12 protein-coding genes are annotated in these 13,749 nt (G+C 58.0%); 7 read left to right on the top strand and 5 right to left on the bottom strand.

Annotated features, from left to right (window positions below):
* The first annotated feature begins 41 nt into the window (after nt 1–41).
* The 3 genes from GN111_RS32825 (at nt 42) to GN111_RS32815 (ending at nt 3,791) form a co-directional block, all read left to right on the top strand.
* Nucleotides 42–1,295 (top strand): LL-diaminopimelate aminotransferase, encoded by a 1,254-nt coding sequence (locus tag GN111_RS32825; protein ID WP_155307782.1) that lies wholly within the window; start codon nt 42–44, stop codon nt 1,293–1,295.
* A 174-nt stretch (nt 1,296–1,469) separates the two neighbouring features.
* Entirely contained in the window at nt 1,470–2,759 is a 1,290-nt protein-coding gene (locus GN111_RS32820; protein WP_155307781.1) for a diaminopimelate decarboxylase, read from the top strand.
* A gap of 471 nt (nt 2,760–3,230) precedes the next feature.
* Nucleotides 3,231–3,791, top strand: a complete 561-nt coding sequence (locus GN111_RS32815; protein WP_155307780.1) for a hypothetical protein — start codon at nt 3,231–3,233, stop codon at nt 3,789–3,791.
* A gap of 119 nt (nt 3,792–3,910) precedes the next feature.
* Here GN111_RS32815 and GN111_RS32810 read toward each other — a convergent pair whose 3' ends face one another.
* Nucleotides 3,911–4,855: an SDR family oxidoreductase gene (locus GN111_RS32810; RefSeq protein ID WP_155307779.1), complete on the bottom strand. Its 945-nt coding sequence runs from the start codon at nt 4,853–4,855 to the stop codon at nt 3,911–3,913.
* Between the two features lie 54 nt (nt 4,856–4,909).
* On the opposite strand from GN111_RS32810, the gene GN111_RS32805 reads away from it, so the two are divergent.
* Nucleotides 4,910–5,167, top strand: coding sequence for a hypothetical protein (locus GN111_RS32805; protein WP_231715622.1), 258 nt, complete (start codon nt 4,910–4,912; stop codon nt 5,165–5,167).
* Nucleotides 5,168–5,173: 6 nt separating this feature from the next.
* Here GN111_RS32805 and GN111_RS32800 read toward each other — a convergent pair whose 3' ends face one another.
* Nucleotides 5,174–6,094, bottom strand: a complete 921-nt coding sequence (locus tag GN111_RS32800; RefSeq protein WP_155307778.1) for an AEC family transporter — start codon at nt 6,092–6,094, stop codon at nt 5,174–5,176.
* Between the two features lie 252 nt (nt 6,095–6,346).
* On the opposite strand from GN111_RS32800, the gene GN111_RS32795 reads away from it, so the two are divergent.
* The 3 genes from GN111_RS32795 to GN111_RS32785 all read left to right on the top strand — a co-directional run bounded on the left by GN111_RS32795 (nt 6,347) and on the right by GN111_RS32785 (nt 9,956).
* A complete protein-coding gene (locus GN111_RS32795; RefSeq protein WP_155307777.1) occupies nt 6,347–6,583 on the top strand; it encodes a MoaD/ThiS family protein in 237 nt (78 codons plus the stop codon).
* 3 nt (nt 6,584–6,586) lie between these two features.
* Nucleotides 6,587–7,447 (top strand): HesA/MoeB/ThiF family protein, encoded by an 861-nt coding sequence (locus GN111_RS32790; RefSeq protein WP_155307776.1) that lies wholly within the window; start codon nt 6,587–6,589, stop codon nt 7,445–7,447.
* Nucleotides 7,448–7,802: 355 nt separating this feature from the next.
* Complete coding sequence (locus tag GN111_RS32785) at nt 7,803–9,956, top strand: methyl-accepting chemotaxis protein (protein ID WP_155307775.1); 2,154 nt, start codon at nt 7,803–7,805, stop codon at nt 9,954–9,956.
* Between the two features lie 127 nt (nt 9,957–10,083).
* Here the strand turns inward: GN111_RS32785 and acd are convergent, their stop codons facing one another.
* From acd to GN111_RS32770, 3 genes are read right to left on the bottom strand one after another with little or no spacing between them, the layout of a single operon-like run.
* Nucleotides 10,084–11,247 carry a glutaryl-CoA dehydrogenase Acd gene (gene acd / locus GN111_RS32780; RefSeq protein WP_155307774.1) on the bottom strand — a complete coding sequence of 388 codons (1,164 nt, stop codon included), beginning with the start codon at nt 11,245–11,247 and terminating at the stop codon, nt 10,084–10,086.
* A gap of 58 nt (nt 11,248–11,305) precedes the next feature.
* Nucleotides 11,306–12,598, bottom strand: coding sequence for a thiamine pyrophosphate-dependent enzyme (locus GN111_RS32775; RefSeq protein WP_155307773.1), 1,293 nt, complete (start codon nt 12,596–12,598; stop codon nt 11,306–11,308).
* The gene (locus tag GN111_RS32770; RefSeq protein ID WP_155307772.1) at nt 12,591–13,712 is read right to left on the bottom strand and encodes a transketolase C-terminal domain-containing protein; all 1,122 of its coding nucleotides are present in this window, start codon (nt 13,710–13,712) and stop codon (nt 12,591–12,593) included. Before GN111_RS32770 ends, GN111_RS32775 begins: the two co-directional genes overlap by 8 nt.
* Nucleotides 13,713–13,749 lie beyond the last annotated feature (37 nt).

Genomic DNA, 13,749 nt, shown 5'->3' with positions numbered 1-13,749 from the left:
CCGATCAACCCGATTCATGAAAGGGGCAACCGAGGAAAGCCATGATTCGCATCAACGAAAACTACCTGAAACTCAAAGCGTCCTATCTTTTTTCCGACATCGCCAAACGGGTGGCCGCCCACCAGCAGCGCCGTCCGGAACCGGCCGTGATCCGGCTGGGCATCGGCGACGTGACCCGGGCCCTGCCCGATACCTGCATCGCCGCGTTTCACGAAGCGGTGGACGAAATGGCGGCCGATGCCACCTTCCGTGGATACGGGCCGGAACAGGGGTACGACTTTTTGCGCGAGGCCATTGCCGAAAACGACTTCAGAGCCCGTGGCGCGGACATCGACGCCGATGAAATCTTTGTCAGCGACGGGGCTAAGTGCGACACCGGCAACATTCAGGAACTCTTTGCCTCCGATGTCCGCATTGCCATCCCCGACCCAGTCTACCCGGTCTACCTGGACACCAACGTGATGGCCGGCCGCAGCGGAACGTTCCGGGACGGCCGCTACGAAGGCATTGTCTATCTGGACGGCACGGCGGACAACGGCTTCATTCCCGATCTGCCCGCCGAACCTGTGGATCTGATCTACCTATGCTTTCCCAACAATCCGACGGGAGCCACCATTTCTAAGGAACAACTCAAAACCTGGGTGGATTTCGCCGCGGCCAACCGGGCGATCATTCTCTACGATGCCGCCTATGAGGCCTTTATCCGGGACGATGCCCTGCCCCACTCCATTTACGAAATTGACGGCGCCCGGAACGTGGCCATCGAGTTCAGGAGTTTTTCCAAAACGGCCGGATTCACCGGCACCCGCTGCGCCTACACGGTCGTGCCCAAATCCCTGATGGCCTACACTGCCTCCGGCGAATCCCATTCGGTTCACCGCCTGTGGAACCGGCGGCACTCGACCAAGTTCAACGGGGTTTCCTATCCGGTCCAGCGGGCCGCGGCCGCAATCTACACCGATGCCGGTAAACGCCAGGTCGCCGAACTGATCCAGGGATACATGGCCAACGCCGACATCATCCGCAGCGAGATGCAAACCCTGGGGTATGACTGCATTGGGGGGGAGAATGCCCCCTACATCTGGGTGGCGACAAAGGGCGATTCCTGGGCCTTTTTCGACATGCTCCTGGAAAAGGCTGGTGTGGTCTGCACGCCGGGCGCCGGCTTCGGAACCTGCGGCGAGGGCTATATCCGCATCAGCGCCTTCAACAGCCGCGAAAATGTGACCGCCGCCATGGACCGGATTCGCCGGTCCCTGAAACGACAGTGTCATCTTGAAATGACCAATGGTTAAAACTTGTCCGAATCGTAAAAAGTCTCAGACGCGTCATGCCGGGCTTGATCCGGCATCCAGAACATATTGAAAAAAAGTGGATACCGGCCTTCTCCGGAATGACGAAAAAACTGAACTTGCTAAGTTTTACGTAACAATCGCTTTTTTAACGACATTGTAAAAAGGATCGTTCCCATGCCCATGTCCAAAGCCTTCGAGGCTAGACTCTATCCCCAACTGGAAGAAATCGCCGCCCATTTCGGCACCCCCTTTCACATCTACGACGAAACCGGCATCCGGGAAACCGGACAGCGGCTGAAAAAAGCCTTTTCCGAAATCGACGGCTTCCGCGAATATTTTGCCGTCAAAGCCCTTCCCAACCCCGCCATTCTTGCCATCATGGCCGATATGGGCTTCGGATTCGACTGCAGTTCAGTGGCCGAACTGGTGCTGGCCCGACGGGTGGGCGGCCGTGGCGAAGACCTGATGTTCACTTCCAACAACACGACCCGGAGCGAATTCGCCAGGGCCATGACCGACGGAGGCAGCATCGTCAATCTGGACGACATCTCCCTTCTCGGCATCCTGCCGGACGTACCGGAACCGATCTGCTTCCGCTACAATCCGGGCGAACGCCGAACGGGCAATGCCATTATCGGCACGCCGGTCGAAGCCAAGTACGGGGTCAGCCACGATCAGTTGATCCAGGCATACGCCGAGGCCAAAGCCTTGGGGAGCAAGCGCTTCGGACTGCACACCATGCTGGCCTCCAACGAACTGGACCATACCTATATGGTGCAGACCGCCGCCATGCTCTTGGAAGAGGCCAAGCGCATCATGGAAGAACTGGATATCCGCCTCGAGTTCATCAATATCGGCGGCGGGTTGGGAATCCCCTATCGCCCTGCCGACGCCCCTTTGGATCTGGAGGCCATGGGCGCGTCCATCTTCGACCTGTTCCGCCAATTTTCCCGGGAAACGGGCAGCATGCCCAAACTCTACATGGAAAGCGGCCGCTTCATGACCGGCCCCCACGGCGCGCTGGTGACGACAGCCATAAACCGCAAGGAAATTTATCGCACCTATGTCGGGGTCGATGCCTCCATGTCGGCCCTCATGCGGCCGGGCATTTACGGTGCCTATCATCACATCACCGTACCGGGCAAAAATGATTCGGACGGCCAGGTGGTGGACGTAGTGGGGTCCCTTTGCGAAAACAACGACAAATTCGCCATCCAACGACGCCTGCCGACCATCGTGAAAGGCGATCGGGTGGTGATCCACGACACCGGTGCCCATGGCCATGCCATGGGTTTCAACTACAACGGCCAGCTCAGACCCAAGGAACTTTTGCTGCGACCGGACGGCACGGTCGAACTGATTCGCAGGGCAGAACGTCTGGAAGACTACTTCGCCACATTAGACTTTCCGGCCGACCTCCTGGAGACCAGGATTGATGCGGCATTCGCGCGACTGGCCAACTGACCGGGCATCAGGAGTTTCATAGAAAACCGAATTCCAAAAAATCCAACCGAAAGACAAAGATTCCGGATCACAAGACCCGGGGTGCGTTTGCGCCCCGGGTTATTTCTGTGGATGCCAGCCCTTGTGGTCCTGGAAACCGGAATCGTTTCGCTTTGTCCCGTACTTCCGCCATTTTTCTCTCAAGTCCCTTCTCGGCCGACCGATAATCCATGCAGAAAGCCAATTCCGACAATTCCATTTGTTCAGCAGTCACCGCTTGAATAATCAGTCGTAAAGAAATTGTTGGCAGGGCGTCGGACCCGATACAGGTATCGCACCCAACCCGCCGGAAACGAAGGTCGTCATACAATCCCGGCAAACGACGACGATCTGCGGTTTTTCCGAAGCCATGTTTTTAAGCGTTTCGACAAAACATCGTTGACTAATAATCGCGGTGCTGATTTATAACGTTCATTCACATAAGGAGCGATTATGGATGATTTTTTGCACAATTTGAGAAGTGGGAAATTGAAACAGTCCGACCGGGGAAGAAGCCATACGGACTATAAAGGGCCCCAGCGCCGGGTTGGCAACGAGCGCCGGAGAACCGACTATTATGCAAAAATGACCGGAGAGCATTTCGGGCTCGTCAAAGATGCGATAGAATCCCTGGCGTTACAACAAAAGCGCATTGCAGACGCCCTGGTTGCCAATGAGAATACGCAAACCCGCATTGCCAGGGCGCTCGAAACCATCGCCGCCAGGCTCAATGGCCAGGAGGCCGACAAGGTTTCCTCACTCGCCGGCCAGCCGTCGGCCGCCGACGTCCCGACCGCGGCGCCCGAGTCCGACCTCGAGTGGAAGGCATCCGAAACAAAGCTGACCGATGAGAACCGTCCCAAGCTGATGCGTATTATTGCGAACCTGCGGGATGACGGACAAAGCTGGGAAAAAATTGCCCGCCACATGATCGATAAAAGCATTCCCACTGTTTCCGGCAAGGGCACCTGGCGCGGAGCGGCCGTGAAGAAATTCTGGGATACCAATGCCTAAGCATTAAAGGCGTAGCAGCCAGTCATCCGATACACCTTTCCTCTTTCAGCAATTGCAGCACAGGACAACCGACGAAGCAGCCTCCGGAAAAGGGCCACGTCTGCCTTTGACGGTCCTGATCAGCCTTCCGACTGAACCCACGCCAGGGTTTTCTCCAATCCCTGGCGAAGGCCGACTTCGGGCGCAAAGGCCAGTTCCCGTCGAATCGTACCAATGTCGGCGACCGAGTCACGGATGTCACCCGGTCGTGGCGGGCCGAACGCCGGTGGCAGTTCGATGCCCGCGATCTCGCCGATCAGATCCCAGAGTTCGCTGATCCGAATCGATTCCCCCCGGCCCACGTTAAACACCCTGCCGGCGGCTTCCGCTCTGCCGGCGGCCGCCAGATTGGCTCGCACCACATCCTTGACATAGACGAAGTCCCGGGTCTGGCCGCCGTCGCCATAAATTGTTGGCGCCTGACCGGCGGCCGCTTTGGTCATGAAGATGGAGATCACCCCGGAGTAGGGCGAGGATGGGTCCTGCCGGGGACCGAACACATTAAAATACCTCAGGCAAACCGTTTCCAACCCGTAAAGCCGGCCGAACGCCGAGGCGTAATATTCTCCGGTAAGCTTTTGCACCGCATAAGGACTCAGGGGCATGGGGGCCATGTATTCGGCTTTGGGCAGACGGGGATCGTCGCCGTAAACCGCCGAAGAACTGGCCATGACCACCCGCCGGACGCCGGACCGCCGGCAGGCGTCCAGGACGCGAACCGTTCCCAGGTCATTGACCTCGCAGGAATGGGGCGGGTCCTCGACAGACTGGGTCACCGACACCACCGCAGCCTGGTGAAAAACCACCTCGCATCCTTCGACGACCCGATCCAGCAATTCGGCATCGCGAATGTCACCGTGAACGAAATCAATGCGATCGCCCAGGTGTTCAATGTTGCTGCGATGTCCGGTGGACAGATTATCCAGAATCGTCACCCGGCAGCCGTTTTCCACCAGCGCATCGGTCAGGTGAGACCCGATAAATCCAGCCCCCCCTGTAACCAGGGCGCGTTTGAACGCTTCCATGAATCCCGCTCCTTTCCTCCCGGGGCCCGTTAAATCTTTGGAAAGCGACTTGCCATGCTCCCGGACGTTGGGCTAAACATAGTAAAAATCGATCAACCGTTTAAAAAAGTCCTTGCCATGCAGCCACTCAAAACCGTCATCTGCCGCAAATGCAAATATTACTACATTACCTGGGACACCGGCAAACCCCATGGATGCCGGGCCATGAATTTCAAAAGCCGGCAGCCGCCCAGTCTGGTCGTTCGCCGCAACTCGGGGGCTGAATGCATGCAATATACGCCGAAAGACGACGCAAGCGAACGGGATGCCTGAAATCGATCATCCCACACTCAACCAGAAAACGAAGGTTGCCGCGGAAAACAGGGTGGCTGCGGAGATGGCCGCCACGGCAAAATCCGAATCCGCACCCATTTCTCTGGCCATGACATACGCAATGGTGGCCGTGGGCGAGGCCAGCAGAATAATCGCCGGAAGGCAGTCCGCCGGTGCCTGGCCCGCCAAGTGAAAAAACCCCAGCCCGATGGCCGGCAGCAACAGCAGCTTCATAAAGCAGGCGCCCGCAACGGCACCCAGCCGTCGGCGCATTAAGTTCATCGAGAGCGATCCGCCGATAATCAGCAGGGCCATGGGCAGCGCCAGCCCTGCCAGAATTTGCAGGCTGCGGTCCAGCACCAGCGGCACGGGCAGGCCCACTGCGGAGAAAAAGATGCCGAAAATGGCGGAAACGATCACCGGATTGCCGACGATCTTGCCGACGAAAGCCCGGATCCGGCTGCCCCCGGCCCCCTGCCGGCGGTGGGCCTGAAGGGTCACCACGGCCAGAAAATTCTGCAGGATCATGATAAAAGCGGCCAGGATGCTGGCGCGGGCCAGCCCGTCGCCGCCCAGGTAGTAAAACGCCACGGCCAGTCCGATATACCCGAGATTCCCGTGGAAAGAGCATTGGATAAACGCGCCGCGAATTTCTACCGGCAGTTGCAGCAAAATGGCTGCTCCCCAGCATACGGCAAAAACGGCCACAACGGCCGCCAGCGTCAGTCCGAGCACGATGGGGTTGAAATGGTGGGTCAAAGAAGCCTTGGCGATGGCCCGAAAAATCATGGCCGGAATGGCCAGATAGTACACCAGCCGGTTGGCCGGCCCCATGAACGCCTCCGGCAAAAACCCCCTGCGCCTGGCGATGTTTCCCAAAGCCACGAGACTGAAAATGGGAATGATCGTGGAAACGATATGCCCCATAAGACGCGTTGATCTCCTCTGGTCAAACGGCCGGCCGCCCATGCCTCCATTGGATGCGGGCGGACCAACCCATGCGTTGCGGCCCTTTCCTCAAATCCGAAATGATGGCATAAGGATTGAGGAAAAGCAACGCCGTCTCTCGCTGTCGTTCTGGCAAGTCCGTTAATCCCTAAACGATTCTTGACGGCTGGACATCTCGTATTTAGTTTTTTGATACTTGACGATTGGAGATGAACCTGTTTGGAAATACATATGAAGCAGACCCACATTCAACTCAAACTCTTCGCCGGCCTGGCCCCCTTTACGCCGGAAAACGCGGACCGGGTGCCCATCGAGTCCGGTGTGTCCGTGGAAAAGCTGCTCCTGCAATTGAACATTCCCAGCGAAAAGGCTCATTTGATTTTCATCAATGGCGTCAAATGTTCGTTGGCATCGCAGCTGAAGGGCGGCGAGCGGGTGGGCATTTTCCCCCCCGTGGCCGGGGGGTGAGATATGCAGAACACGATCGACTCCCGTCTGAAGCTATTGGCCCGGGACGGTACACTGGCCGATGGCACGCCCTGCCGGGTGATATCGGATAACGACACGATGCGCCTGGCCCGTGAAATGGGTGTATCCGGATGGCAGGTGGAAGTCCGGGCCCTTGAAAGAAAAATTCTTCCCGATCGCTATCTGCGAAACCGTAAATCGCTTAGCATGGAGGATCAGATCCGGCTGCTGAAAGCCCATGTCTGTATCGTGGGGCTGGGCGGATTGGGCGGGCTGGTCACCGAATCTTTGGCCCGTATGGGTGTCGGTCGGCTGAAACTGGTGGACGGCGATGTGTTTGAAACCCACAATCTCAACCGGCAATTGCTCTGCACTACCGATGCCGTCGGAACATCCAAAGCCGATGCCGCCGCCCGCCGGGTGGCGGCGATCCACCCCGGTATCGAGGTGACCGTTGGTGGCGGGAATCTCACACCCTCAAACGCTCTCGAAATTTTAAGGGGCTGCGACCTGGCTGTGGACTGCCTGGACAACATCCCCTCCCGGTTCGCCCTGGCCGCGACGGCCACCGAAACCGCCGTTCCCCTGGTTTCCGCCGCTGTGGCCGGGCTGTCCGGACACATCACCACCTTTTTTCCCGATGGCCCTGGCCTGGAGAGCATCTACGGCCCCGAAGACCCACACCGGGCTTTCAAAGGGGACGAGATCCGCCAGGGCTGCCTGGCACCGGCGGTCAATCTGATGGCCTCCCTGGAGTGTGTCGAGGTGCTCAACGTACTTCTGGACCGGCCGGGAACTCTGAAAAATCGATTGCTGGTGGTCGATCTGAACGACTACACCTTCGAAACGGTTGCCCTTTCCTGAACGCGTCTGATCAAGATGATATCGATCACGGGAATCCAATCTGCCCCGGATCGACCCCCGATCCAAACGGTGAATGTTCCTTACCGTTAGCCCCCCGCAAGCCTTACTGCCCCTGCCGATGTACAATATTTGTTAATTAATCTGAATTCAGTATTTAAGTTATATTTATTTAAGCCGAAAAAATAACCGGGAATACCCCAAACAAACAGGTATCTCTGGTGGTGTCGGCAAAAAGGAATAAAGAAATGGATGCCCGATTGATTTGCCGTGAGAGCGCTCAAGAAGCCCTTTTGCCCTGCATCTCTATTGTTCGCGTTTTCCTTGAATTGAAAATGGAAACCCAAGGAGGCTTTCAATGAGCGTCAGCAAGAAAATCATCATCGTATCTTTGTCCGGACTGCTGCTTTTGGGCATCGTCGCCATGCTTTTTTCAATGCGCACGTTGAAGCAGCGCAGCGCTGCCGAGGCCGCCTTTGCACGGTCGATGATGATGGAAGAGAAAAAAGGCAAACTCCAGGACCTGATCAAGAGCACTTACGCCATCATCCAGGCCCATTATGACTATGCCCACGATCCGGAAAAGGTAGCTGCTACCTACAAGAAGCAGCTAAAGAGCATCGTGGATGTCGCCTACAAAACCGTCGAGCAGATTCACTCCCGCACAGACATTGCGGACGCTGAAAAAAGGCGCCTGGCCGCACAACTCGTGGGCGCCATGCGGTACAACGAAAACGACTACCTCTGGATCAACGACATGTCCCCCACGATGGTCATGCACCCCATTAAACCGGCCCTCAACGGCAAGGACCTGTCCGCGTTCAAGGACCCGGAAGGCAAAAAACTGTTCGTCGAGTTCGTCAATGTCTGCCGCCGCGATGGCGAAGGCACCGTCGACTACCTCTGGCCCAAACCGGGACATGCCGAGCCCGTGGCCAAACTCTCCTATGTCAAGCTGTTCAAACCCTGGAACTGGGTGATCGGCACCGGCGTCTATCTGGAAGCTGCCGAGCAGCGGTTCATGGAAGATGCCAAGAAAGCCATTGCCCAACTCCGCTACGGACCGAAGGGAAACGACTACTTCTGGATCAACGATATGACTCCCACGATGGTCATGCACCCCATCAAACCGGCCCTCGACGGCAAGGATCTGTCCCAGAACAAAGATCCCAACGGCAAAAGGCTGTTTGTCGAATTTGTCAATGTCTGTCGGGACAAGGGAGAAGGTTTCGTGGATTACATGTGGCCCATGCCCGGCCATCAGGAGCCTGTACCCAAGCTCTCCTACGTCAAATTGTTCAAACCCTGGGGTTGGGTTGTTGGAACGGGCATTTATCTCGACGATGTGAACCGGGCCGTAGCGGACAAGGAGGCGGAAATCGCATCTGCCATCGCCGCTCAGCGCAACGGCCTAATCATGGTCATTGTCGTTTTGCTGGTGCTGACAGGCATCGGCGTCACCCTGATCGGCAAGCGAATCACCCGCCCCATCGTCACCGCCTCAGACATGCTCAAGGACATCGCCCAGGGGGAAGGCGACCTGACGCGCCGCCTTGAGGTGAGCAGCCGGGATGAAGTCGGTGAAATGGCCAAATGGTTCAACGTCTTTGCGGAAAATATCCAGCGGATCATTGGTTCGGTTCAGGAAAATGCCCGCCAGGTGAATGACTCCTCCGCAGAATTGAACACCATCGCGGACCAGACGTCCACCAACGCCACCGAGACCTCCGAAAAGGCCAATACCGTGGCCACCGCCTCGGAGGAAATGAGCGCCAACATGAACAGCGTGGCCGCCGCCATGGAAGAGGCCGCAACCAATGTCGGCATGGTGGCGTCGGCCGCCGACGAAATGACGGCAACCATCAACGAAATCGCCCAGAACACAGAAAAGGCCCGCGGGATCGCCGGCGGTGCCGTGGACCAGGCAGCCAATGCCTCTTCTCAGGTGGCCGAACTGGGCACCGCCGCCCAGGAAATCGGCAAAGTGATCGAAACCATCACCGAAATCAGCGAGCAGGTCAACCTGCTGGCCCTCAACGCCACCATCGAGGCGGCCCGGGCCGGCGAGGCCGGCAAGGGCTTTGCCGTGGTGGCCAATGAGATCAAGGATTTGGCCCGCCAGACCGCGGAGGCCACCGGAGAGATCAAATCCAGGATCGAAAGCATCCAGAACTCCACGGATGGAACGGTCACCGAAATCGGCAACATCACCCGGGTCGTGAACGAAGTCAACGAGATCGTCTCAACCATTGCCACCGCCGTGGAGGAGCAGAGTGTCACCACCAACGAGATCGCCAACAATGTCTCCCAAGCAGCCCAGGGAATCGAGGAAGTCAACGAGAACGTTGCCCAGAGTTCCACGGTTTCGGCGGAGATTTCCCGGGACATTGCGGATGTCACCCAGGCGTCGGGAGAAATCTCCAACAGCAGCGAGCAGATCAGCATGAGCGCCGAGTCGCTCAATCAACTGGCCCGGCAGCTCAATGAAATGGTGGGGCGGTTCAAGGTTTAAAAGCCTAGTAAAAAGTACGAGATATAGGACGCAGGAGAGAAATCCTCGATGCAGCAGCGCTGCGTCAAGGATTTCTTTTTCATGGGAACGCCAACAGAGGCCGCAGGATTCCCGCTCTGAACGGAAATTAACGGTTGGCTTTGCGGTAGCCCAACTGATCCAATGCAATGATCCACTTGCAGATGTTGGCCGAACCTTCCACCATGTAGTAGGTGGGTGTATCCCGGTAAATGCGTGCAATCGGATACTCGGTGGAGTAGCCGTAGGCGCCCAGGATACGCATGGCGTAGTTGGCGCACTTGCTGACCGTTTCGCCGGCAAAATATTTGGCCTTGGCCACGTCCAGCCCGTTGTTGAGCTTGCCGTTGTCTTTTTCCACCGCCGCGCGGTAGACCAGATACCGGGCACAGTCGATCTCGGTGGCCATCTGGGCCACCATGTCCTGGTTCATCTGGAACTGTCCGATGGGCTTGCCGAACTGCTTGCGGTCGTTGCAGTACTTGGTCACCACGTCCAGGCAGGCCTGGGCCACCCCCACGGCGCCGGCCGCTGCAGACAACCGGGTCTGGTTCAACGAGCCGAAAACGATCTTGGCGCCGTCGCCGGGTTTGCCCAGTATGTTCTCCTTGGGCACTTTGGTATCGTCCAGGAAAACCTCGCCCGTGGGAGAACTCCAAGAACCCAGCTTGTCCAGCGCGGTGGTCTTGACGCCGTTGAAGTTCTTGGGTTCGATCACGAAGGCGGACAATCCCTTGGAGCCGGCGTCCTTATCGGTGTAAGCGTAGTAAATCAACACGTCGGCCACCTGGGCATTGGAAATCCAAGTCTTGTTTCCGTTGATCAGCCAGTGGTCGCCTTTGTCTTCGGCCGTACTGGCCATGGCCATGACATCCGAGCCCGCATCCGGTTCGGTAATGCCAAACCCGCCGATCAACTCGCCGGCGCACAGCCCTTCGATGTATTTTTTCTTCACCTCCTCGGTGCCGTATCTGAGGATGGTGTAGGCGCACCCCAACACCTGCATGTTCACCTGGACGCGCAGCGAGCTGCACACCCGGGCCAGTTCTTCGGTTACGATCATGGCGGCGAGAAAACCCATGTCTTCTCCGCCGTATTCCTCGGGGATCACCGTACCCCAGAACCCCAACTCGCCCATGGGCTTCATGACTTCTTCGTAGGGGAAGTAATGGGTCTTGTCCCACTCTTCCACATTGGGGGCGATCTTCTTGTTGGCAAACTCGCGCACCGCCTTTTGTAGCATCTCCAGCTCTTTGGAAAGTTTGAAATCCATCCTTTTCTCCCGGTTTATAAGGGTTGATGTGAGAGGATATCGCCAAAAATCGATTTCTTCAAGCAGCGACCTTCTCGATCACAGCCGATGCCATTTCCAATACCGTCCGGTTGAACCGCAGTTCCAGGGCTGCGGTGAGCATTTCCCGATTCAGCGCATTCCCGCGCTGGGCCAGCACCGCCAGGGCCGCCAGGGCCCAATCCTGGGATTTGATCTTGCGGGCCTTGAAATCGATGTCCACCACCTGGGCCCGGCATGCGGGCAGATCGACCCCGGACGCCTTGATCACCAAAGCCTGTGGGGAAAGGGCTGTGAACATTTTCCGGCGGCGGTTGACCCCTTCCGGGGCCAGGGCGATGACTACCGACGGGTCTTCGATGCCGGTGTAGTCGATGGGCGTGTCGGCAAGAATCACTTCACTGACCGAATGCCCCCGCATAACGGTGATGGGATAATCGTTCTTCTGGGTGGCATGGCAGCCGGCCGACGCTCCGGCCAGGCACAGCAGTTCACCGGCCGTGATGATCCGCTGGCCAGCGCTGCCCAAAAGGACCACCTCCTGCCGACCGGCTGCAGGCGCCGCACAGGTGGCCGGGATGCGCACCGGGTCCTTCGGCGTACCGAGGGTGGCCGCTTCCTTACGATAGGCCTTGCCGTACTCCATACGGGCGTTGATGGCCTCATAATCGGCCAGCGACGGCATTTGATCCAGCTTTTCCCCGACCAACTTAAACGTCAGTTTGTTGCGCCGGGTGTAGCGGCCCGGGCAGATCCCCCAGATGTCTATCAGAGAAAAACCGTCGAATTCGATGGCCGCCTTGAGGATTTCACCCAGGTCCTGCTGGTAGGTGGAGGCCCGCTTGACCCATGGCGCACCGGCGGCGCCGGCTACCTGGCAGATGTCCACCGGCTTTTCCAGCTTGTTGAGAAAACCGGAGCCCACCACGGCATCCTGGGGGGTGGTGGACGAACACTGCCCGCCGGTCATGCCATAGTTGAAGTTGTTGAGCACCAGCAGGGTCAGGTCGACGTTGCGCCGGCAGGTGGAAAGCACATGGGCGCCGCCGATGCCCAGTCCACCGTCGCCCATGGTGACGATGACCTTCACGTCCGGCCGGGCCATCTTGATGCCGGTGGCGTAGGTCAGGGCCCGGCCGTGCAGGCCGTGGAAAGCATGGGTGTTGAAGAACGTATCGAAAAGGCCGGAGCAGCCGATATCGGTGACGATGGCCACATCCTCGCCGCCGTACCCCATCGAAATCAGGGTCTTGTCCAAGGCGCGCAGCACCTGGTCGTGGGCGCAGCCCGGGCAGAAAACCGCCGGCCGGCTTGCATTTAACAGACTATCCATTGGCGACCCCCTCCATGATCTGTGCGGGTTTGATCAACTCTCCGTTCATTCCGCCTGCAAAAGCGATCTCTTTTTCCGGCAGCAGGCGCTGAATCTCCCGCACGTACTGTCCCAGGTTCATTTCGGCCACCACCACCCGCTTGTACGGCGCCACGGCTTTTCGAATCAGCGCCTCGGGCACAGGCCACAGGGTTTTCAGAACCAGCAGGGATGCGGGCTTTCCTTTGGCCTTCAAGCGCTCAACCGCCACCCTGGCCGCCCGGGCAGTAATCCCGTAAGTGACGATCAGGTTTTCGGCTTCGGTTGTGCGGATTTCATCATAATAGGTAAAATCGGCCACCGCCCCTTCGATCTTCTCCTTCAGGCGCCCCTGCATCATGGCAATCTCTTCGGGATCCGTGGTGATGTATCCGTTGACCCCGTGGGTGGAAGAGGTCTGACGCACCAACGTCTGCCCGCCGATGGGCAGAAAGGCGGGCACCGTTTCTCCCTCGCCGGTCTTAAATGGCAAAAAGTCCTGATCCGGTTCCGCCCGGCGGCGTTGGACCACCGGCGGCAGGGAGAGTTCATCCAGGCACAATGTCTCACGGGTCATGGAGATCTCTTTGTTGGCGGCGACAAACACCGGGCAGCGGTACTGTTCGGCCAGGTTAAAGGCCTTAACAGTCAACTCGTAGCAGTCCTTTACATCGGTGGGGGCCAGTACGATCACGGGCAGCCCGCCGCTGTTGCCCCACTGCAGGAACTGGATATCGCCGTCGGCCCCCTTGGTGGCCGATCCGGTGGACGGTCCCAGCCGCTGGACGTCGACGATGACGATGGGGATCTCGCTGCCGATGGCAAAGGAGATCTGCTCGCTGTAAAGACTGATTCCGGGACCCGATGTGGCCGTCATGGCTTTCATGCCGGCCATGGAAGCCCCCAGGCAAAAGCCGATGGAGGCGATCTCGTCCTCTCCCTGCATGCAGACCCCGCCCTTGGGCGGCAGCAGTTTCAGCATGGTGTTGTAAATGGTGGTGGCCGGCGTGATGGGGTAACCGGCAAAAAAGTTGCAGCCGGCCGCCACGGCGCCCCAGCCGATGGCTTCATTGCCTTCCATGAGTGTCAAATCCATGTTGATCCTTTATTTGATATGAAATTTGATCAAATCT

It is taken from the genome of Desulfosarcina widdelii, from assembly GCF_009688965.1.
In the GTDB taxonomy this organism is placed as follows: Bacteria; Desulfobacterota; Desulfobacteria; order Desulfobacterales; family Desulfosarcinaceae; genus Desulfosarcina; species Desulfosarcina widdelii.
Note: the sequence above shows the minus strand (reverse complement) of the source record. Positions and strands in the feature narration are given on the sequence as shown.

Bases quoted from the DNA above. Each gene is read 5' to 3' on its own strand.
- GN111_RS32785 (WP_155307775.1), top strand. From the start codon at position 7,803: ATGAGCGTCAGCAAGAAAATCATCATCGTATCTTTGTCCGGACTGCTG.
- GN111_RS32775 (WP_155307773.1), bottom strand. From the start codon at position 12,598: ATGGATAGTCTGTTAAATGCAAGCCGGCCGGCGGTTTTCTGCCCGGGC.
- GN111_RS32800 (WP_155307778.1), bottom strand. From the start codon at position 6,094: ATGGGGCATATCGTTTCCACGATCATTCCCATTTTCAGTCTCGTGGCT.
- GN111_RS32810 (WP_155307779.1), bottom strand. From the start codon at position 4,855: ATGGAAGCGTTCAAACGCGCCCTGGTTACAGGGGGGGCTGGATTTATC.
- GN111_RS32820 (WP_155307781.1), top strand. From the start codon at position 1,470: ATGCCCATGTCCAAAGCCTTCGAGGCTAGACTCTATCCCCAACTGGAA.
- acd (WP_155307774.1), bottom strand. From the start codon at position 11,247: ATGGATTTCAAACTTTCCAAAGAGCTGGAGATGCTACAAAAGGCGGTG.
- GN111_RS32815 (WP_155307780.1), top strand. From the start codon at position 3,231: ATGGATGATTTTTTGCACAATTTGAGAAGTGGGAAATTGAAACAGTCC.
- GN111_RS32795 (WP_155307777.1), top strand. From the start codon at position 6,347: ATGAAGCAGACCCACATTCAACTCAAACTCTTCGCCGGCCTGGCCCCC.
- GN111_RS32805 (WP_231715622.1), top strand. From the start codon at position 4,910: ATGCTCCCGGACGTTGGGCTAAACATAGTAAAAATCGATCAACCGTTT.
- GN111_RS32790 (WP_155307776.1), top strand. From the start codon at position 6,587: ATGCAGAACACGATCGACTCCCGTCTGAAGCTATTGGCCCGGGACGGT.
- GN111_RS32825 (WP_155307782.1), top strand. From the start codon at position 42: ATGATTCGCATCAACGAAAACTACCTGAAACTCAAAGCGTCCTATCTT.
- GN111_RS32770 (WP_155307772.1), bottom strand. From the start codon at position 13,712: ATGGATTTGACACTCATGGAAGGCAATGAAGCCATCGGCTGGGGCGCC.